At 47.9% G+C, this 21481-nt stretch carries 17 protein-coding genes; 6 read left to right on the top strand and 11 right to left on the bottom strand.

Going from position 1 to position 21481, the window contains the following annotated elements:
• Positions 1-59: 59 nt before the first annotated feature.
• Complete coding sequence (locus tag P5G61_RS27120) at positions 60-1814, top strand: bifunctional metallophosphatase/5'-nucleotidase (protein WP_301249341.1); 1755 nt, start codon at positions 60-62, stop codon at positions 1812-1814.
• Positions 1815-1971: 157 nt separating this feature from the next.
• Here the strand turns inward: P5G61_RS27120 and P5G61_RS27115 are convergent, their stop codons facing one another.
• The 3 genes from P5G61_RS27115 to P5G61_RS27105 form a co-directional block, all read right to left on the bottom strand.
• On the bottom strand, positions 1972-2982 hold the full coding sequence (locus P5G61_RS27115) for a Gfo/Idh/MocA family protein (RefSeq protein ID WP_301249339.1): 1011 nt from the start codon (positions 2980-2982) through the stop codon (positions 1972-1974).
• 63 nt (positions 2983-3045) lie between these two features.
• Positions 3046-3894: a sugar phosphate isomerase/epimerase family protein gene (locus P5G61_RS27110; protein ID WP_301249337.1), complete on the bottom strand. Its 849-nt coding sequence runs from the start codon at positions 3892-3894 to the stop codon at positions 3046-3048.
• A 50-nt stretch (positions 3895-3944) separates the two neighbouring features.
• On the bottom strand, positions 3945-4559 hold the full coding sequence (locus P5G61_RS27105; protein WP_301249335.1) for a carbohydrate-binding family 9-like protein: 615 nt from the start codon (positions 4557-4559) through the stop codon (positions 3945-3947).
• A 215-nt stretch (positions 4560-4774) separates the two neighbouring features.
• On the opposite strand from P5G61_RS27105, the gene P5G61_RS27100 reads away from it, so the two are divergent.
• From P5G61_RS27100 to P5G61_RS27090, 3 genes are all read left to right on the top strand, one after another.
• Positions 4775-5680, top strand: coding sequence for an AraC family transcriptional regulator (locus tag P5G61_RS27100; RefSeq protein WP_301249334.1), 906 nt, complete (start codon positions 4775-4777; stop codon positions 5678-5680).
• Between the two features lie 330 nt (positions 5681-6010).
• Positions 6011-6592, top strand: a complete 582-nt coding sequence (locus P5G61_RS27095; protein ID WP_301249333.1) for an RNA polymerase sigma factor — start codon at positions 6011-6013, stop codon at positions 6590-6592.
• A 97-nt stretch (positions 6593-6689) separates the two neighbouring features.
• Entirely contained in the window at positions 6690-7295 is a 606-nt protein-coding gene (locus tag P5G61_RS27090) for a DUF4179 domain-containing protein (RefSeq protein ID WP_301249332.1), read from the top strand.
• A 136-nt stretch (positions 7296-7431) separates the two neighbouring features.
• Here P5G61_RS27090 and P5G61_RS27085 read toward each other — a convergent pair whose 3' ends face one another.
• The 5 genes from P5G61_RS27085 to P5G61_RS27065 form a co-directional block, all read right to left on the bottom strand.
• Complete coding sequence (locus P5G61_RS27085) at positions 7432-8460, bottom strand: LacI family DNA-binding transcriptional regulator (RefSeq protein WP_301249331.1); 1029 nt, start codon at positions 8458-8460, stop codon at positions 7432-7434.
• 258 nt (positions 8461-8718) lie between these two features.
• Positions 8719-10062, bottom strand: a complete 1344-nt coding sequence (locus P5G61_RS27080) for an ABC transporter substrate-binding protein (protein ID WP_301249330.1) — start codon at positions 10060-10062, stop codon at positions 8719-8721.
• Positions 10063-10132: 70 nt separating this feature from the next.
• Positions 10133-10966: a carbohydrate ABC transporter permease gene (locus P5G61_RS27075; RefSeq protein WP_024628892.1), complete on the bottom strand. Its 834-nt coding sequence runs from the start codon at positions 10964-10966 to the stop codon at positions 10133-10135.
• Positions 10967-10978: 12 nt separating this feature from the next.
• Complete coding sequence (locus P5G61_RS27070; protein ID WP_301249329.1) at positions 10979-11869, bottom strand: carbohydrate ABC transporter permease; 891 nt, start codon at positions 11867-11869, stop codon at positions 10979-10981.
• An 11-nt stretch (positions 11870-11880) separates the two neighbouring features.
• A complete protein-coding gene (locus P5G61_RS27065) occupies positions 11881-12981 on the bottom strand; it encodes a Gfo/Idh/MocA family protein (protein ID WP_301249328.1) in 1101 nt (366 codons plus the stop codon).
• A 641-nt stretch (positions 12982-13622) separates the two neighbouring features.
• Here P5G61_RS27065 and P5G61_RS27060 point away from each other — a divergent pair.
• On the top strand, positions 13623-15611 hold the full coding sequence (locus P5G61_RS27060) for a DUF4832 domain-containing protein (protein WP_301249327.1): 1989 nt from the start codon (positions 13623-13625) through the stop codon (positions 15609-15611).
• Between the two features lie 119 nt (positions 15612-15730).
• On the opposite strand, the gene P5G61_RS27055 is transcribed toward P5G61_RS27060, so the two are convergent.
• Positions 15731-16294: a TetR/AcrR family transcriptional regulator gene (locus P5G61_RS27055; RefSeq protein WP_301249326.1), complete on the bottom strand. Its 564-nt coding sequence runs from the start codon at positions 16292-16294 to the stop codon at positions 15731-15733.
• 177 nt (positions 16295-16471) lie between these two features.
• Here P5G61_RS27055 and P5G61_RS27050 point away from each other — a divergent pair, with 177 nt between their 5' ends.
• Positions 16472-17488, top strand: coding sequence for an NADP-dependent oxidoreductase (locus tag P5G61_RS27050; RefSeq protein ID WP_301249325.1), 1017 nt, complete (start codon positions 16472-16474; stop codon positions 17486-17488).
• Positions 17489-17549: 61 nt separating this feature from the next.
• On the opposite strand, the gene P5G61_RS27045 is transcribed toward P5G61_RS27050, so the two are convergent.
• Positions 17550-19391: an ABC transporter ATP-binding protein gene (locus P5G61_RS27045; RefSeq protein ID WP_301249324.1), complete on the bottom strand. Its 1842-nt coding sequence runs from the start codon at positions 19389-19391 to the stop codon at positions 17550-17552.
• Positions 19372-21210, bottom strand: coding sequence for an ABC transporter ATP-binding protein (locus P5G61_RS27040; RefSeq protein WP_301249323.1), 1839 nt, complete (start codon positions 21208-21210; stop codon positions 19372-19374). Before P5G61_RS27040 ends, P5G61_RS27045 begins: the two co-directional genes overlap by 20 nt.
• Between the last annotated feature and the right edge of the window lie 271 nt (positions 21211-21481).

The following is a 21481-nucleotide window of genomic DNA, read 5'->3' as shown; positions in this document are numbered from 1 at the left end:
TTTGTACTCCGGCTGTGATTTGATATGTTTAAACTTATATATTTAGAGGAGATTGTAAAATGACATCCATAACAACTACGTCAAGCTTCGACATCATGGTAACCAGTGACCTGCATGGGGCCATTCGTCCCATACATTACAATACCAATGCCTATCGTCCAGCCGGACTTGCTTTGCTCGCTTCGCTGATCCGGCGTGAACGGGAGCGTTCACCCGAACTGCTGCTCGTGGATAACGGTGATCTGTTGCAGGGTTCTCCTTTGGCCTCGTATGCTGCGTCCTTTGTTTCAGATCACGAAGTGCATCCCTTCATTAATGTGCTAAATGAACTGGGCTATGATGCGGCCGTGATGGGCAATCATGAATTCAATTACGGTCAGGATTTTCTGCGTAAAGCAGTTGAAGACTCCCACTTCCCTTGGCTGTCCGCCAATATTGTAGTGGATCGTCATAAGGAAGACCAGGGAAGAGAGGATGAGAGTTTAACGTCACAACACAGTGCCGATGATCAGCCATCGTACAAAACATATCAGGACAACACGACCGTAACCCATTCATATGGAGGGAATACTGAAAAAGAAGCACCTACCATTGCCCCTTTGGGAGCAGGCATACCCGCCTTCGGTCCTCCGTATCTGATCAAAACCTTGTCTTCAGGCGTCAAAATCGCTTTGCTGGGTGCAACGACACACTATATCCCAAACTGGGAGCATCCGAAGAATATAGAAGGATTACATTTCCTTGATGCTTTGGAGACCATTCGCGCATGGGTTGGCTATATTCGTGAACATGAACAACCGGATGTGCTCGTGGTCAGTTATCATGGTGGTTTTGAGAGCGATCTGGAGACAGGCGAACCTGCCGAGCGGTTAACCGGGGAAAATCAGGCGTACGCCATCTGCCGTGACATTGAAGGAATTGACGTTCTGCTCACCGGACATCAACACCGTCAGCTTACCGCAGACATTCATGGAGTGACTGTAATCCAGCCTGGGTTTAGTGGAAACGGTGTGGGTCATGTATCCGTTGAGTTGGACCGGTTATCGAATGGAAAGTGGCAGATTGCAGGAAAACAGGCTCGCTTGTTGCTTTTGGATGAAAATAGTGACGTTCAGCCTGATGCGGCTGTTATGAAGCTGACAGACGAGCTGGAAGCAAAAGCACAGGCATGGCTGGACCAGCCGATTGGCGAGGTAGCCGGAGACTTGTCCATCGCAGACCCTGCCGCACTGCGGCTCGCGGCACATCCCTTCATTGCTTTTGTACATCAGGTGCAGATGGAAGCGACAGGGGCTCAAATCTCCAATACCGCATTACTCAGCGAAGAAGCCCGTGGTTTCGGCTCCCTCATTACCGTTCGGGATGTGTTGTCCAATTTTATCTATCCCAATACATTAACGGTGATGGAGCTTAGCGGTCAGGACATTCGGGATGCATTAGAGCAAACGGCACGTTACTTTGAAGTGGAGGCTTCGGGCGAAGTTATCGTCAATCCCGCGTACATGCAGCCGAAACCACAGCATTATAATTACGACATGTGGGCAGGCATTGAATATGAGCTGGATATCTCCAAACCTGCGGGAAGTCGTGTGGTGAAGCTGGAACGTGAGGGCATACCTGTTGCAATGGACGCGACGTATTCTGTAGTGATGAACAGTTATCGCGCAGCAGGTGGCGGTGATTATGCGATGTATCCAGGCAAAAAGGTACTTCACGAAGGCGCCACCGATATGGCGGCACTGGTGGAGGATTATATTCGCAGGCATCAACCACTGACCGTGGAGCAGGCGAATAACTGGCAGGTTGTTGGATAGTGTTAAGTAATTTCTCTCATTGAAAAGGGTAAAAATGATTTCCTTAGAATAGTAAAATTAATTTTCTTCATCATTCCCCTCCTAAATTATGTATGATTATAGTTTATCAATAGAAATGAAAAGAGCAGAACCCGTATCACAGGTTCTGCTCTTTCTATTACAATGAAACCAATGCCCCGCGCTCATCCGCCGAACGCATCTCAGCTTCAATTAACTCAAGCGTGCCCGTTGCACTCTCCGGTGTACATACAGATACAGGCGTACCTGCTTGAACAGACTGGATAAAATATTTGAGCTGGTGATAGTATCCCGAGTCGGGTGACAGCTCGGCAACGAAGCCGGGAGCATTGTTCGGATTCACTTTCAGCTCACCGTTCTCAAAGACCAGATTCCCCTGCTCCAAATTAACGCGATACGTCATGGAGAAGCCATAGTCTCCCCCCAGCGTCCAATCGGCTTGGGCATTCAGCACTTTTCCATCAGGATATATATAATTGGTGGACACCGTATCATAGCCGCTTCCCGGAATGACGTTGCGAGCCAGCGTAGATACTTGATCCGGTTTACCAAACAGCCAGTGAATAATATCCGCATCATGGATGTGCATATCTAATATGCAGCCACCGCTTTTCTCGCCATCCAGGAACCACTCTTGAGGCAAACCTGAACCCCGGAAGAAATAACCTGCGTTTACCGATCCGTAACGACCGTCTTCCACAACTGATTTCAGATAGGCATAGGCTGGCCAGAAACGTAAACATTGACCAATCATCAGCGTTTTTCCGGTCGCTTTGGCGGTCTCTGCCATCTTCCAGCCTTCCGCCGAATGGCGCGCAACCGGCTTCTCGCACAGCACATGCATGCCTTTCTCCAGCAAGGAACAAGTTAGTTCAGCGTGCAATGGCGTAGGCAGCGTAATATCAATGATATCCAGTTCTTCATGCTCCAGCATTGCATCGATGTTGTCGTACAAACGATAAGGTGTGAGATCATATACCTCTTGCTCTGTCGCCATATTGCCGGCTGCTTTACCGTTCTTCAGTTCCTCTATTCTCAGATCGCAGATAGCTACCAACTCCACGGGTTCCCCTTCTGAGGCAAGGCGTACATAGTTATCAAAATGCATACGTCCCATAAACCCAAAACCGATCAATCCCACTTTTAACATGCTTCTACCTCCCGAATAAAAATAATTAATATATTCACATTAACGTTGTTAGATGTATTATTTCTATTCCTGAGAACGTCCAAGAATGGCATCCATCGCTTTGGATGTGTTGAATATGATCTGCTTTGAATGATGAGTGTACGGTGGAATCATCTCGGCCGTCACGTAGTTGTCGTAACCAATAGCCTGCAATGCCTCCATCACCGCCGGGTAATTCACATCTCCAGCCAGCAGGTCCACAAATCCGTGAAGTCCACCCGCTTGACGGCGGTAATCCTTGAAATGCACCTTTTTGATCCGATGACCGAGAATGCGAACCCACTGCTCCGGGTATCCGTTCTGTACCACATTGCCCACATCAAAATACGAACCTATATAATTGGAGTTAAAAGAATCAATAAAGGTACGCAGCTCTAGCGGCGACACCAGAAATTTGTTCCATACGTTCTCAATGCCAATCGATACGCCGGCACTTTCCGCATAAGGCAGCAGTTGTGCAATGGATTCTTGCGCCCGTTCGTAGGCGACCTCATAATCTGTTACTTCGCTGTCTGGAATAAAATCAACACCTACAGCACCCGGAATGACCAGAATGGTATCCACTCCAAAGGCCGAGGCAAGCTCCAGCTGTTTTTTACACACATCCAGTGCTTTCGTACGAACCTCCGGAGAAGCGCTCGTCATCGGGTAATCCCAGTACAATCCGGTTGCAAGTCCCGCGATCTCAAGTCCGGCTTCTTCGAGGCGCCCCTGAATATCACGAACCTCCTGATCCGTGGCAGACAGACTCAGCTCGCCTTCTCCATTAAGCGATAGTTCAATCCCCTCAAAGCCAGCCTGCTTCGCCGTCTGAATACAATCCGAAATGGAGGCATCTCCTGGAAACGACCATATGTTAATCCCTTTTTTCATGTCAAACCCCTCCTTCAAAATATGGAACCCTGTTCCTCCGCGGTGCATGGCTATCCCAAACGAAAATGACCAAAACGGGCAGGCAAATGAAAGTTTACAGCCCCCGTAGGCTGCCATGCCTGATATTCCCGATCTCCCTGCACATTCTCATCAATACGGTAAACGTTGACCCTCCAGCTTAACCCTTTGGTTAGGGGAGTCTTAAAGTTACTGGCGGGAATATGGATCGAATACACCCGATTACCCTGGCGATCCACTTCTACAGCCGTTTGCAAATCCTCTACCTGCCAAGTTACATCTGCTTTCAATTCGGAACCGTCGCCGTTATTGTGGATGAGTGCATCAAACACCACGTTGTGCGGGCTGACCTCCAGTTCGATGTAGTTGCTGCCATCGCCCTGTTCATCAATGAACAGTTCAACTACATCCTGTTCGTACAGCGGCTGATCCCTTTCCGTGAAATCAGATACGACGTGATCATCCTGGCATACAAAGCGAATATGCAAGTATTCGGGACTCCAGCCAATACGGACTTCCGTGGATTGATGAGGTGGTCTGCCTGTTACCGTGTCCACCAGTTCCACTGGAACACACCGTTCCCAATCCGCAGCCGAGGGGAATCCGCTCTGTGCAACAGACCTGAGTGGTTCGCAGCAATAATTCATGCTCCGTTCCACAGGGAGAGAGCGCATCTTCATCCTCCCCTTTTTTAGCTTAATCCGTGATGTTGTCTCTCTTGTTTGAACATGTGATAATACATATATTATAAATAATTTACGGGATCATTTATTTAGGAGATAAAGAGATTATTTGCACAATTCCGTTCAGTTTTAACTAGATATATTTTTGTCCAATCTCATTGAGAAAGGGATGGGGTTTCATGTCTCTCCAGCAAGCGGTATATCCTCTGCAACGAACCGCCCATTACAAGGAATGGTCTCCCAACGTGCATTACGCTCAGTTTCAAAGCCTTCCTCCCGGCAAGCTGGCCAAGCGGCGTCTGTATGATTTTGAACTTCTATATGTCTCTCAAGGTGAAGCTGCAACTTATATGAACGATAAACACCATATTTTGAAGGCAGGCCAGCTCATCATGCTACCTGCCGGGGTCTATCACCAGAATGAAGTGGTCTCCAGCCCGGAAGCACGTTTTATTGGCATTCATTTTGATTTTTTCAACGAATTGACCATTCAGACCGAGGCAGACATGGTTGTGAACGAGGAGACGGTTCAGCATCATAAATTCGGAGTGGAAGCTTGCGCAGAGGGCATGACGCCGCTATCTAACAACCCGGTGTATACCCCTTCTCCAGCTGCAGTGCAGCTTATGGAGCAATTGGTTCATGAATTTACGATGCGCCCACCGGGATATGAACTGGTATGCAAAGCCTTGATGCTACAACTATTGACCCACCTGCTTCGTTCATCCTGGCGAAGTTCGCCACGCCATGATTCGGTGCACGGAGATAAGCTGCTGGAACTCATGAAACGCATAGAGGTCGCCCCATCCGACCCGTGGAGCAATTCCAGCATCGCCAAACAATTAAATCTGAGTGTGGATCACATGGCCAAATTGTTCAAACAGATGGCGGGCATGCCACCCAACGAATATATTCAATCCATCCGCCTGAGCGAGGCACGCAAACTATTGCGGGAAACGGATCATTCCATTGAGGCTGTGGGTGTACAAAGCGGTTACCCGGACATTCACTATTTCAGCCGCATGTTCCGCAAATATGAGGGCATTTCACCACGGGAATACCGGAAATTGTCCAGAATGCTATAAAAAAGAGCAGCCTGCCAACCGGCAGGCTGCTCATGCTTTTTGAACTAATGTTTCCCATTAGTTGAATGATGTAATAATCAGAAACCATATCCAGTCCTCGTAAGCAATCATTAGCGTAATTCCCATGTGTTTAATGGGCTTGCACTATTGCTGGCAATCATACCAGAACTACTGCTTGACGAGGTTAAACAATGAATCACTATCGACCTCTCTACAGAGAGGGAGCCGAATGAACTCAAGACTATATGGGTTTTGGACTACACCAAAAAAAATGTCACAAAACGACTACTTGAGATTGTTATATAGACGAAAAGCAAAGGAGGTGATCGCTTGGAAGAAGCGAGACCTAGTACCGCAGCTACAGAGGAAATAGAGATTGCTGTTGCATTGGTGAAGGCAGGAAATCATGAAGCTTATACCTCTATCATTCACAGATTTGAAAAGCCCATGTACATCTATTGCTATCATCTGCTCAAAAATAGGGAAGAAGCTCAAGATGCCGTTCAAGAGATTTTTATCAAGGCTTATCAGGATATTCACCGGTACCAGCCTACTGTTTCCTTCTCAGCATGGTTGTACAAGCTTGCCTATCATCACAGCCTCAACCTACTAAAGAAACAGCATCGAAGGTTAAGAATTATGGCACACTTCAAGCAACAGGAGGAAACCCAGGAGCACATTCCAGAGCAGAAATCGGCTATAACTGAGCTGCTGGCCTATCTCACTCCTGAGGAAAGACACATTCTTCTGCTGAAAGCAGTGGAGCAATACAATTTTGAAGAGATTGCCCAAATCATGGACGGTAAACCAGCAACCGTGCGAAAAAAATATCAACGCTTGCGCCAGAAGCTCGTGGAACAAGCCACCAAACAACGAAGGGTAGGTGGATTATTTGCGCAATCAAACGAATGACAAGCAAATGGAGCATATTGAAGGCATAATTCGAGAAACCGAGACGCCACAGTTTAGTCTTAGTACACAAATTATGAATCGAATAGGAGAGAATTCCATGAATAAGACTACCAAACGAGGAAATATGCTTAAGAAAACATTGATCGCCGGCACTACTGCAGCAGCACTTGGACTAGGGATCATCAGTACTGGCTTTATCTCACCGGTAATGGCAGATGCGCTGGGCCAAATCCCTATGATAGGTAGTCTATTCCATAATAACGTGGATAACGGACTGAAGTCTGCTGCAGAGAATGGCCTTATTACCAAGCTTGACATAAGCGACGTCCATGAAGGCGTAACGTTGAGAGTTTCAGAGGTTTACCACGATGGAAGCAGCCTGTCGATTGCCCTTGAACGCGAAGGAGTAACCACGACAGAGGATCGGTTAGTTGGTCCCTCGGAAAATAGGGAAAAAGGCCTGCTCGTGACAGAAGAGCTTATTGTCCTGGTTAACGGCGAACAAGTCCTACCAAGTAGCATTATGCCATTGATCAAATCCGATCATACTGTACAAAAGAATGCAGCGTTGCTGAAACTATCAACCGATAACGACGCGCTGCCGCTCCCGGATCAATTTGAATTAACTCTCCAGGTTAAACTGGCAGGGATCGATGATACTTATGAATTCCAAGTGCCTGTGAGCAAGGCAGTAACACAATAACTTAGTACACAGCCCCTTCCGCTGAACAAACAGCAGAGGGGGTTTTTATTACACGAATTGATTTATACTTAAACCTAGCAAATGCAACATAAAAAATTCTACTGATTTCAGCATAATAGAATTGCCAAAAGCTATTCTATTCTATTTTGCCATCGGAAGACTGGCGGAAAATACAGCGGTACGGAACGATCATTTTGACAGCCACTTCATACTGGTGATCCAGATAATCGAGCAGCAGTTTAACCGCGAACATGCCCATCTCCAGCTTAGGCACATGGATTGTGGATAACGGCGGAGAGGTGAACTCGGATATCTCAATATTATCTACACCAAAAAAGGCGATGTCCTCCGGAATGCGGAGTCCCTGTTCGGTTGCAGCCCGCATGGCCGCAATCGCCATCATGTCACTGGCTGCAAATATGGCTGTAGGTCTGTTCGCATTGTTGGTAAATGCCTGCTTGGTGAATTCGTAGCTCAGCGAAACATCCCATTTCACATCGATTACCCAGTCATTATCAATAGTCAACCCTGCGTCAGTCATTGCGCGCCGATAACCAAGAAAACGTTTTTCCTCCAAAAAATCATTCTTGAATTCTGCCCCGCCAATATAGGCAATGATCCGATGCCCTTGAGCAATCAGATGATTCGTCGCCTCTCTGGCCGCCTCTTCCCGATCATAACCGACAACCGGAATGTCCGGGTCCGTAATATCTACACCCACAACAGTCCGCACGTTGGCCTTGAGCCAGCGATAGGCTTCCGGATCAATTCGTTCCACGACAATCATACCGTCAATCCGGTGTTCCTTCACCAGAGACTGCAGCTGCACGATATCCCCGTCATTCTCAATGCTATATACAAATTCCAGCCGCATGCCCGCTTCGGCAAGCTGCTTCTCAATGCCTTCCATAATGACTGAAAAATAAGGACTGTTGTATTTGTTCTGCGGAATGGCGACCACACAACCAATGGCATAAGCCGTTTTAGGTTCAATCTTCTTTTTCTTGGCGGGACGCTGTGAGCGATAACCCAACTCCTCGGCCGTATCCCAGATCTTTTTGCGGGTTTCATCGCTGACCGATCGATTGACATCGTTCTTCATCACACGTGAAACGGTAGAGATCGATACACCAACGCGGTCTGCAATATCCTTCAATTTTGCCATGTGAAGTCCCCACCTTTCCTTTACCTATGTATTTTAACCCCATTCATATTGGGGCAATTTTATCCCAGCTAACACAAATTTGCGGCAAATATAATTCTATATTTCTACTGGGCAGAAGTCAATGAAATGGTGTACAGACGCAGCCTTTTATAAAAATAAGCGACAGTCAGGGAGCTTGCTATCCCCCATAACTGCCGCAATTCTAATCCTTTTAAGAAAACGCATGAACGCATGAAACTCTTCCGCCTCTTTATCTTCTTATTGCATCTTGGAGGCCAAATCCTTCAGCGCTGCGTTCAGGTCACCATCTCCGGCAAGTGGAAGTTTGAGTGATTGCTCACCATACGTCCAGACCAGATCGGTTTTCTTGGTTGTAAAGGGAGATACAATACCATACTGCTGCGCATCCAGGAAGATTTTATTATCTTCGCCTACAGTAGCAATATAGGCATCCGCTGCGGCCTTGTTAGCCGGAATGGAGTATCCCTGCTTCGCCAGTTCAGTCTGTCCTTCCGGACCCGCAAGCCAAGCGAGCAGCTTGTAGGCCGCCTCTTCATGCTTGGTGTTGGAGCTAATTGCAAGACCTGCTGGCTGAACAACGGTCTGGTTGGTTTTGAATTTTGGCAAATAGGAGATACCATAATCCACGCCAGCCTCCTGGTAGTTGGTTGTATTCCAGCTGCCACCCGGATTCATTGCTACTTTGGATGTAGTGATCGCAAGATTCACCTGTCCACCTAAACCTTCAATCTGTGCAGGTGTGGTGTTAATCTTTTTGTTTTTGGTCATATCGATAAAATAGTTCAGCACTTCCATCGCTTCAGGTGTCTCAAGCGCAAGGGAACCATCGTCATTCACCAGCTTCGCTCCGTTGGACCACAGCTCTGGCTCCAGGAACCAATCCATCGTTGATCCTGGTGAAATGGACAAGCCCCACTGCACAATGTTACCGGCATCAAAACCCGCTTCGTCTGCGCTTTTCCCGTTCTTATCCAGCGTCAGCTTGGTTGCAATATCGGTAATTTCATCCCATGTTGGCTCAAGCGATGGAACCGGGGCCTTATGAGGATTGGTTGCTTCGTTCTCAAAAATCGCTTTGTTGTAATACCATACGATAACGTTGGCATCGATCGGCAAGGATACTTGTTTGCCCTTATATTGGTGAAGTCCCAGCAGACTTTTGTCCACGTTGTTCAGATCAAACTGATTTTCCGCCAACAAGCCGTCCAATTCCTTAAAAATGCCTAGCTCGGCGTATTTCTCTACGTATGCATAACTCGTTTTGAACACGTCCGGAAGAGTGCCCCCAGCTGCATTGGCTGTCAGTCCATCCCAGTAACTACCCCAATCCTTGCCTTCTAGCTTGACCTTAATATCGGTATTCGCCTTCATGAACTGATCCAGCAGTTCCTGTGTACGATGAAGCTCTTCAGCAGTTCCCCATTGGGAGTACGTAATCGTTACAGGCTCGTTCTGGCTGCTGCCGGAATCCGTGGAGTCGGCGTTTTCGGAAGATCCCCCGTTTCCACATCCACTGATCACCACCATCGTTGCTAGCACAAGTGCCCATACATTGAATAGCCGTTTACTCTTCGCTCTCATATACACAGCTCCCCTTTAAGTCATATCAATAAGTCCTGTTCACCTGAAAACCGGAAAGCAGGCAGCCACTCTACCCTTTGGTGCCCGTAAGCACCACCCCCTCGACGATATAACGTTGTGCGAACAGATACAGCAGACCAATAGGCACAATACTGATGAATGCCCCGGCAGCAAGTGCCGGCAAATCCTGGCTCGTCTGACCGATCAGCAGCTGCAAGCCCACACTCAGCGTGAACATCTCTGGGTTTTTGATATACAGGAACGGCCCCAGAAAGTCGAGCCACGAATTCACAAAGGCAAAAATAATAGTCGTCATAATAATCGGTTTGGACAGCGGCATAATGACGCGTGCATATACCGTCCAGCGATTGCCGCCGTCGAGATAGGTAGCCTCGTCCAGCTCCTGGGGAATGGTCATGAAAAACTGACGGAACAGGAAGATATAATAAGCGCCTCCGAGCCAGGCTGGCACAATGAGCGGCAACCAGGTATCAATCCAATTCAGCTTGGAAAAAAGGACATACGAGGGAATCATCATAATGGATGGAGGAATCATCAAGGTAACCAGTACCACTGGGAACAGAATATTCCGATACTTGGTTGCAAAGCGGGAAAAACCGTAAGCGACAAGTGAGCTTGAAACAACCGCGCCTGCCGCCACAAAAAAGGAAATGATAAATGAGTTCTGAATCCAATGCCACATCATCGGCTGTACAGCAAATAACCGTTCAAAGGCTTCCAGACTGAATGTATCCGGAAGAATGGTTGGAGGGACCTTGTAGGTTTCCGCTTTGGTTTTCAGCATGGTCGAGAGCATCCATACCAGAGGCCCTGCGAACAGCATTAATGCTGCGATCAGCATGGTATACTGAGATGCTTTTACCGCTATTTTTCGGCTGTTCATGTAACTCTCCTCCTATCGTTCTCCCTCGTAATACACAAAGCGGTTCGATACTTTCATCAGGATCAGGGTGACTAGCGAGATCACAGCGAACAGGAAAATCGATTGCGTCATCGCCATGCTGAATTTCAGATCGGTAAAGGCCGATTTATAAATGTTGTAGACAAACGTATAGGCGGAGTAGTTCGGTCCACCCTTGGATAGCAGCAGTGCTTCCGTAAACATCTGAAAGTTATACATCGTCTGAATAATGATGACAAACAGGATAGACGGACTGATCATCGGCAGCGTAATTTGGAAAAATCGGCGAATTCCGCTTGCCCCGTCAATTGCAGCAGCTTCATACAAATGTCTGGGTACATTTTTCAGTGCAGCCAGGAAGATCAGTACCCCACTGCCGGAGATCCAGACCTGAAGCATGATGATGACCGGCTTGATCGTATGTTCGCCGCCAATCCAGTCCACTTTGCCTATACCGAGCGCACCAAGTCCGGCATTCAGGATGCCAAATTCGGAGTTGAATACCAGCCGCCAGATAATGACCGTTGCCACAATAGGCACCAAGGTTGGCAAGTAGAAGAAGGTACGGAACAAGGCAATACCTTTGACATTAAAATTAAGCAGCATCGCCAGACCGAGCATGCCCGCCGTAACGATTGGAACACCGAATACAACGAAAAACATCGTGTTCATCAAGCTTTTCAAAAAGATAGGATCGTCCATCATGTGTGTAAAATTATCAACGCCGACAAAGTTGAAATTGGTTGCTCCCGGAAGCCTTGCATCGGTAAAGGCGTAGAAGACCGAGGTTCCGAAAGGAAACAGGAAAAAGGTAATAAATCCGATGATCCAAGGCAAAATGAAGAGAAAAAACAGCAGTGTGTCATATTTTCTCAACCTGTTCATGATGACACCCCTCAGCCTGAAATTTCTTCTAAATAAACGTACCGTTCTTCCAAAATGGATTTCTCTGCCGCCAGGGCAATAAGCAGTGCGTTACGACCAACCTGTGCACTCGCAAAAGGCTGTCTGCCTTCCTGTACACATTTTAGAAAATCAATGCGCTGGGTCTGTCCTCCGGTATGTCCACCCATGATGGAATCCGACGACACATCAATTTCTAGGTGGTCCTTCGTCCAGTCCTGCCCGCCAACGATATCAATCGTCTTGTCATTCCGCGCCACCATCTGACCGCCATTCTCTCCGATCAGGCCGATCTCAAGCCCTTCTCCCATCAGATTGCGCGGCTTCAAATACATGCACAGGCCCAGATTGGCTTTGCTGCCGTTATCGTAATCAATAGTGATAAAGGCGTGATCGACGATAGAGGTGTCCGAAATTTCTTTCGTCGGATAGTGACTGTATGAATTTTGAATCTGATTAGGCTCCCCTTGCTTCATGACATGCTGCCCTCCAGAGGCAAACACACGGACTGGCTTCGCCTGAATCATCCAGTTGAAAATATCGAAGTGATGACAATCCTTTTCTACAATCGCTCCCCCAGACTTTGTCTTGTCATAGAACCAATCCGCAGGTGGGAACGGGTCACGGAATTCCTTGCACCACATTAATTTCACATCGCCGAGACGTCCGTTCTCCAATTCCTTCTCCATCCGGCGATACAGATTTGAATACCGATAGACCAGCCCAATCTGCAATATTCGCCCCGACGCTTCAGCAGCTTCTATAATGGCATCGCAATCCTCAATGGTATGGGCAACCGGCTTCTCCAGAAATACATGCTTGCCAGCTTCCAGAAAAGCTACCGCCACTTCACGGTGCAAATAGTTCGGTACACTGATGACCACCGCATCCAAATCTTCCTTGGTGAGCAGTTCACGATAATCGCTTACGATGATGGGTTTACTGTTCTTGAGTTCAGCCACCGTACGTGCCACATTGGCCTCGTTCATATCACAGATATAACGAACCTCACTATCTTCAAGCAAATCAAAACCAATGCAATGATGTGACCCCATGTCTCCTACACCGATAAAAGCCATTTTTATCTTCCTCATGCTTACACTCTCCGTTGCTCGTAAATTTGCGGCAAATGCCATGAAGCCAATTCGATGTTAAGTAATCTAACAGGATAGTGACTATGTAACGATAGTAAAATAGTTTTAATTTCTTGTCAATCAATTTTGGCTAAATTTTTAATTATTTTGCGGCAACATATTCGTGATTTGTTTTACATACTACTAAACAGTATAACTCTTTATTTATCATAAATTAAGCGTTTACATTTTTGTTCTATTTTCATATACTTTAATTTGTATTCATTTTATTTGCGGCAAATATAATAACAAAATTATAATTACTTATGTTCAAAATCTAATGAAACACTCTTATTTTCAATCAAAAAGTCAATAAATCCTGGAAAAAAACCTGTTGAATCTCCTTTATTCATAACCTATAATGCAATTTAGACGCGGGACTCCAAATATAAAAACAACTTTTATATTTGCCGCAAATCAAAATATGATCTTTTAAGTTGTTTATTTCTCACTTACTCCCATGACTCTTACATAAAACGTCATAGATCTGCGATAATGTGGATTGGAAAGGAGCTGAGTTTCCCTATCTCCCCCTCATGAAGACACACGAGGAAGAGCAGATGAAGTCAACATCCAATATTTCATTATTCAGGAGGTAAACCGTGACAAGATTATTCGATCAAAGTAAGCTGACCCTTGGACTGTTTTTGGCTTTTGTCCTTACGATTACCCTGCTATTGCCTGCGGGAGCCTTACCAAAAGCCTCTGCTGCCACCATCACCATTGATGGCAATGTCAGCGACTGGAGTAGCGTTAGTGCTCTCACGACCAATAGTGGCACTGCCCAGACGCTCAAAGTGACCAATGATGGAACCAATCTCTACCTGCTCGTTCAAGGTTCAGGTCTGAGTACGACGATGGGCAACTTCTGGATCAATACCGATAACAATACGTCAACCGGCTACCAGGCAGCGGGCTGGGGAGCTACAGGTGTGGAGTGGCTGCTTGAAAATACAGGATTATATCGCTATGGCGGCAGCGGTACGGACTGGAGCTGGAGTTCTAACAGCACATTGACTACTTCCCAATTCTATCGCAGTGCATCCGTCATTGAGGTAGCAATTCCTCTCGCTACATTGCAAATCAGTGCAGGCAGCACGGTACGGGTCGGGTATATCGACAATAGCTCGGATACGTCGAGGCTGCCCACGGCGGGTCAAACACTGCCTGCTTACCTTCTGACTTCGGCTGGATCGGGCGGCGGGACAGGGAACACCGTCGTGAATCCCGTTGAGCTTGACAGCCCACTTAACAATCCGTTCAAAGGCTGGGCGCCTTCGGCCAAGAGCACGACATATGCACAACCGCACAGGCTCGTATATGCCGGAGTAACCTGGAAGGAACTTGAGTCTACCAAAGGCACCTATGATTTTAGCGCGATTGAGGCTGCCAACAATCTCGCCTACTGGAAAAGTAAAGGCGTCAAAGTGGTGTTTCGCTTCATTCTGGACAGCCCAACAGGACAGGCTCATCGGGATATTCCCGACTGGCTCTACAATGACATGATTGCCCGCGGAGAATCGCCTGGAACAGCTTACAACGATACAACTGGAGGCATGGGTACAGGCAACAACATGGGCTTCTCTCCCAACTACAACTCCACCTATCTGCAAGATCGGCACAAATTAGCCATTGAGGCCATTGCGGCAAGGTACAACACGAATGATCGCCCCGTCGCTTTTATCCAGATCGGTTCTCTCGGACACTGGGGCGAGTTCCATACTTGGCCGTATGTCGGACCGAATGGCGAGACCAATTACACAGGTGCTTTCCCTACCAATGATATTTCGAACAAGTTTGTTCAACATTATATCGATGCCTTTGCCGGCAAAGAGGACAAAATGCAGGTTCTGATCCGGCGCAGTATTGCCCTTGCCAAAACCAATAACAAAGGCATGGTCATGGGCATGTTCAACGATGTGTTTGGACATAAAGACAGTTTCGATGCCGATTGGGGCTGGTACACAGGCACCCAGAATGGCTATTGGGATGATATCGGCCAGCAGCAGCCAGCACATGCGAACTTCTGGGAGACACGCATCTCCGGCGGCGAATTTTACGGGGGCGCTTCCGGCATGCTTGCGGCATTAACCACGGGTAGCGGATTTACGGAAACGTTGCGTCAAACGGAGCTCAGCAAACCGAGCTGGCTGGGACCAAATTCCCCTGCCTCGCTCCCTCTGAATCATGCGTTACAGGCCAACATCGATGCACTCAAGAAAAGAATGGGTTACCACTTTGTCGTGAAGGAAATCTCGCATCCGTCCACCATTAGCGGAAGCACGTTTACGACAACGATCAAAGTAGAAAACAAAGGTGTACAGCACTTCCCATTTGCCTGGCCGGTTGAAATTCAACTGCGCAGTGGCAATACCGTGGTCGCCAAGAAAACAACAACCGTTAATCTGACGACATGGAAAACGGGTACCTACACCCTGACCGACTCCATTCCAGTCTCCGGTCTTGCTGCCGGAACCTATGATATCGCGATTGCGATCATTGATCCGGAAACGAATAAACCTGGCGTGGACTTTGCCAATACGAACAAGCTCACCGACGGCTCGTTCAAGCTGAGCAGTGTAACGAAGTAAACGGCATGACATGAAAAGAGCAGGAATAAGGGCCACAGCGCCCTTCGTTCCTGCTCTTTCTTTATTTTGATAACAATATCTATCCACCGAACATAACGATCAATAACCCCTCAACTCCCTTATACGTGAGGCACAGGTGTCATTTGATTGCGTTCCATCAGAATCCATAATTCATCAACCAATTCTTCTGCGGAGTACGGTTCGGCTGAGGTAATCCACCATTCAATCATGCCAGCCAGCGCGGAAGCAAGGAATTGAAGCATAATCTCCTTGTTCCTTCCCTGATTGATGCCAGTCATGTCGATTTGTTTATCCAGTCCTCTCAACAGAGCAGCCTGCAAGCGAGTTCGAAATTCCGGGACACTTTGATCATCCAGCACTGCACCATAGAATAGAGCATGTTCCTTCAGATACCGAAAACTGTGCAGCAGAGCTTCTTTGGAAGGAAATATGCCAGTCACTCCGCAGAAGAGACTGCTCTCGATCATTTCCACCAAATGGGATTTTATGCACTGATCCAACAAATCAAACTTGTCCATGAAATGCAAATAAACCGTTCCGCGACTTACATTGGCTCGATCTGCAATTTGATTAATCGTGATTTGCTCGAAATTTTTTTCGGACAGCAGTTGAATAAAAGCCTCTATAATCGATTCACGTGATTTTTGTATTCTTCTGTCCATACCTACTCCTTTTATTTATCGGATCTGAGACTAAACAAAACAGTGAATTGTGTTCATTATTATACACATTCCACTGTTTTAACAATTGTGGTCCAATCCCATTATAAGTACGATCATTATATTGAACGGCTGGAAACAAATCAACTGACAGCCAGCAATACCGAATGGAGGGCTATGATGAAAACAGTAGTGATAGAGAATTATGGAGGCTCAGAAGTTTTTGCGGAGCAGGAGCGCGATATACCACATATTAGTGATACACAGGTGCTCGTGGAGATGAGGGCAACCACCGTATCCTCAGCGGATCAACTGATCAGAACCGGAGCATTCCGGCATTTCATGCCCGTGCAATTCCCTCATGTTCTTGGAGTCGATATAACCGGAATCGTCGTGGCCACAGGGAGTAAGGTTACGCGTGCACAAATCGGGGATCGCGTTATTGCGGTGTCTCGTACAGGCGGTGGTTACGCCGAACATGTCGCTGTGGAAGAATGCGATCTTGCTGTGATAACGCAGTCCCTTTCCGATGCAGAAGCTGCTTCGGTCTCTGCGTCCGGCATGACGGCCTGGCAAGCCTTATTTCACTATGGCAAACTGCAGGCGGGACAGCGTATTCTGATCCACGCCGGTGCAGGTGGCGTAGGACACATCGCCATACAATTAGCCAAACAACACGGCGCTTATGTGATCACCACGGCTCGGGCCCATAATCATTCATTTGTTCTTCAGCTCGGTGCCGACGAAGTGATTGATTATACAACAACCGACTTTGCTGAGACTTTGAGTCCTGTTGATGTCGTGCTGGATATGGTTCGTGACCCGGTTGTCGATAAAGTCACGGGAATCGGAGCAACAGAACTGAAAAATTACAGCATATTAAAGAATAATGGGACGTTCATTTCCCTTGTAAATCCGGTGATTGCGAAGCAACCTCTCATCCGTGGAATTGATGCCCAGTTTGCCTTGATCAGCCCCAATGCTAACGACTGGGAAGCGTTTATCCAATGGATTCAGACGAATAAGCTCGATATACATGTAGACAACGTATTCCCTTTTACCCGCCAAGGTGTAGCCGAAGCTCATAAATATTACGACACCCGGAATAAGAGAGGCAAAATAATTATTCAGAGGGATGATATAACAGAACATCTATCTTCCATAGTTGCTCAAGAAACTGGGATGTCCCACTTATAGCAGCAAAAAGAGCAAGTACTCGAACACTTTCAAGGTTCAGTTACTTGCTCTTTTTTTACTACTATTGTGCCTTGTTCCGCAGCTGACTGTAATACAGCTCGCTGTAGAAGCCGCCCTGTTCGAGCAATGCGTCATGCGAGCCTTGCTCCAGCAGCTGACCATCCTTCAGTACAAGAATGCGATCGGCTTGGCGGATCGTGTTCAGCCTGTGGGCGATGACAAAGCTGGTGCGGCCTTGCATCAGGCGCTGCAGCCCTTCCTGGATTTTGATCTCCGTAACGGTATCAATACTGCTGGTCGCCTCGTCCAGTACAAGAATGGACGGGTCGGCCAGAATTGCCCGGGCAATGGCAAGCAGCTGTTTCTGCCCTTGGCTGATGCCGCTTCCGTCGGCCTGAAGCACTTTGTCGTACCCGTCCTTCATCCGCATGATAAAGGAGTGAGCATTCGCCAGCCTTGAAGCAGCCTCCACCTCTTCGTCGGTCGCATCCAGACGCCCGAAACGGATATTTTCCCGAATCGTGCCCTGGAACAGGAATGAATCTTGGAGTACAAATGCCATATGTGAGCGCAAATTCTCACGCCGAATAGTCGTAATGTCACGTCCATCCACTGTCAGCGTACCGGCTGTAGGATCGTAGAAGCGGGATAACAGCTGAATCAGGGTTGTTTTTCCGGCCCCCGTCGGGCCTACCAAAGCGATCATCTCACCCGGCTTCGCTTCAAAGTTAATCTCATGCAAAATATTGCGTCCTTCATCGTATCCAAAGGATACCTTGTCGAAGCGAACGGCTCCCTCCACCTTTTCGAGAGATACTGCTGCGCCTTCATCCTTCGCTTCCTCATCCTCATCCAGCACTTCGAACACTCGCTCTGCCCCCGCAATTGCAGACAGCAACGTATTCCACTGGTTCGCAAGATCATTAAGTGGACGGGTAAACTGACGGGCATATTCCACGAAGATGATAATTACCCCGACTGTAACGGAACCTTGAATCGCCAGGATCCCGCCGATGCCTGCAACAATTGCAAAACTAAGGTTATTTAGACCATTCATCAGCTTGGGAATAAAACCGGAGATCGTCTGCGCCCAGAAACCGGACAACCGGATTTTCGTATTTCGTTCCTCAAACCCGCGAATGACCCGCTCCTCCTGGGAGAAAGCCTTGATAATCTTCTGTCCGGACAACGTCTCCTCAATGTACCCATTGAGTTCGCCGAGATTACGCTGACGTTGCTTGAACAACGGCCCGGTTCTGCGTGTAATCCAACGCATGCCAATCGCCATCAGCGGTACAACGATAAATGTAAGCAAGGTCAGCAGCGGACTTAACCAGAGCATCACGCCAAACGTTCCGATCAGTGTTAACACACTGGAGAATATCTGGATGGCCGAGCTGTTCAATGTACCGCTGACATTCTCGATGTCGTTGGTAACCCGGCTCATAATCTCACCCTGTTGTCGCTTGCCGAAGAAAGGAATTGGCAGCTTGTGCAGATGGGAGAACAGATCATACCGCATACGGAATACCGTCTCCTGGGCAATTTCAATCATCCATATATTTTGCAGCCATGATGTCAGGGAAAAGAAAATATAGACTGCCACCAGACCGAATAAAAATGTCGTCCAGCTGGAACTCGTTGCTTCTCCATCAATGAATTTATCCACGGCCACACCGACCATATAAGGCCCCAGCAACGCAAGTGCGGAACTGGCAAATACCATCAGCAGCACCATCGTCAGCTTGACCTTGCGGCGAGCCAGATACGTCCAGATCCGGCCTAACGTACCGGACCAGTTCTTCGCCCGTGCCTTCGGCTTGCGACCTCCACCTGCCTTCAGCGTCTCGGGATCTAATGGCGGTGGAGGCTGACGGAAAGGTTCAATGAATGCTTTGAACATGTGGTGTACCCTCCCCGTATTGTGATTCATAGATTCGGCGATACAATTGGGAAGAATCCATCAGATCCTCGTGTTTCCCCTGTCCAATCAGACGCCCATCGTCCAGCAGCAGGATCAGATCAGCAGAAGTAGTTGAACTGATCTTCTGCGTAATAATAAACGTTGTACATGACAGCTCTTCCAGTGCATCCAGCAGCCTTGCTTCTGTAGCTACATCGAGAGCACTTGTACTATCATCCAGAATCAAAATGCTTGGACGACGAATCAATGCACGGGCAATCGAAAGCCGTTGTTTCTGTCCACCCGACAGATTGACTCCCCGCTGACCCAGCTGTGTATCGTAGCCATTCGGTAATTTCTCAATAGTCTCGTGAATCTGGGCACGCCTTGCTGCTTCCTTAATCTCTTCCAGCGTGGCGTCCTCCCGGCCCCAAGCAATGTTATCCCTTACCGATCCGGTAAAAAGAACGACCTCCTGTGGCACATAACCGATAGCTCCGCGCAATGTGGAAATATCCAACCGTTCTGCATCGTTGCCATCGATACGCACTTCGCCTTGATCTTCGGTATAGAGCCTTGGAATGAGCTGTACCAGGGAGGATTTACCTGAACCCGTAGCCCCCATGATCGCAATGCGCTCGCCTCGTTTGGCTGAGAACGTAATATCCTCCAGCACGGTAATTTCACTGCCCGGATAGCTGAACCCTACACCTTGAAAGTCAACTGCACCCTGGATAACAGGACTCCCTTTTCCTGCTTGCGCCAAATGACCTGCACTCGAGGATTCCCCTGATTGTCCTGGTTGTTCTGGTTGTCCTGATTGCTGTCCTACTTGCTCAGCTCTTCCTGATCCTCGATCATGTGCTGATTCTGATACATCCTCTGTATCAAAAACTTCATTAAGCCGCTGCGCCGAAGCGCTTGCTCTGGAGAAGGTCACCAGAATCCAAGATAGCGCAGACATGGCACCGATGGTGCGAAGCAAATAGTTAATGACAGCGACCACTTCACCCACGGTTGCACTTCCGGTGACGATATCACGCCGTCCGAACCATAGAACGGCGATGATACAGCCATTCATCATGAGCAGCATGAATGGCATCGTTGTCTCCGTCAGGCGCAGCGCGGAGATCGTGCCTTTCATCAGCTTGCCGCTATATCCGGCAAAACGTTCAATCTCGTGGCCCATCCGGACGAAGACACGGATCAGCCGAATGCCTGTCAGATTTTCCTGGATGACTCCGTTGACGGCATCCAGTCTGCGCTGCACATTGCGGAACAGCAGCGCTGCCTTTTTGATCATCCAGATCACAAACACGAGCAGCACAGGCACCATTACAACGAGCAGCAGACCCAGCTTCGGATTCACCACCACCGCCATGATCATGCTACCAATCACGACCAGCGGCACACGCGTCATGAAACGCAGACTCATAAACACCGTGTCCTGCACCTGTGTGACGTCCCCGGTCAATCGGGTAATAAGGGATGATGTTGTAAAACGATTAAACACCGCATAAGAGAACGCTTGCACTTTATCATACAGCTTCTCCCGCAGATCGTAACCGAAGCCGAGACTCGCATGTGACGCAAAAAACGAACTCGCAATACCCGCGGCAAACGCCACAACGGCACTGCCCACAAGCACCCCGCCCCATAGCCAAACCACTGACAGGTCGCCCTGCTGGATACCGTTATCAATGATTTTCGAGATCAAATAGGGTTGTGCCAATTCGACCGTCAATTCAATCAGCATCATGACCAGTGCTGCGATGGCGGCGACTCGGTACTTCTTCAAGTAGTACAACAGCTTGATCATAATCATTCCTCCGGCCCGGAGCGCTTTATGTTCGTGACGATTGGGTATGTTCACGCAGCCAGCTCCGTTAGTCTCTTCTTTCAATAACTCTATGTAAAATTTCACGTATCCAATACGCTTATTATATCGCATTTTGAACCTTCAAATCGCTAATATCTTCATTCCTTTTCTTTATTAACCTGAAATGGACGGTGAGGGAACAATCATCGGGTACAAAAAAACCTGAACAGGTTGCTCAGGCTTGTTGATTTTTCATACGATAGCATCAGCA

Origin of the sequence: Paenibacillus vandeheii (genome assembly GCF_030433635.1) — a bacterium.
Classification (GTDB): domain Bacteria; phylum Bacillota; class Bacilli; order Paenibacillales; family Paenibacillaceae; genus Paenibacillus; species Paenibacillus vandeheii.
The sequence above is the reverse complement of the archived record's forward strand: the minus strand, read 5'-3'. Positions and strand labels throughout refer to the sequence as shown.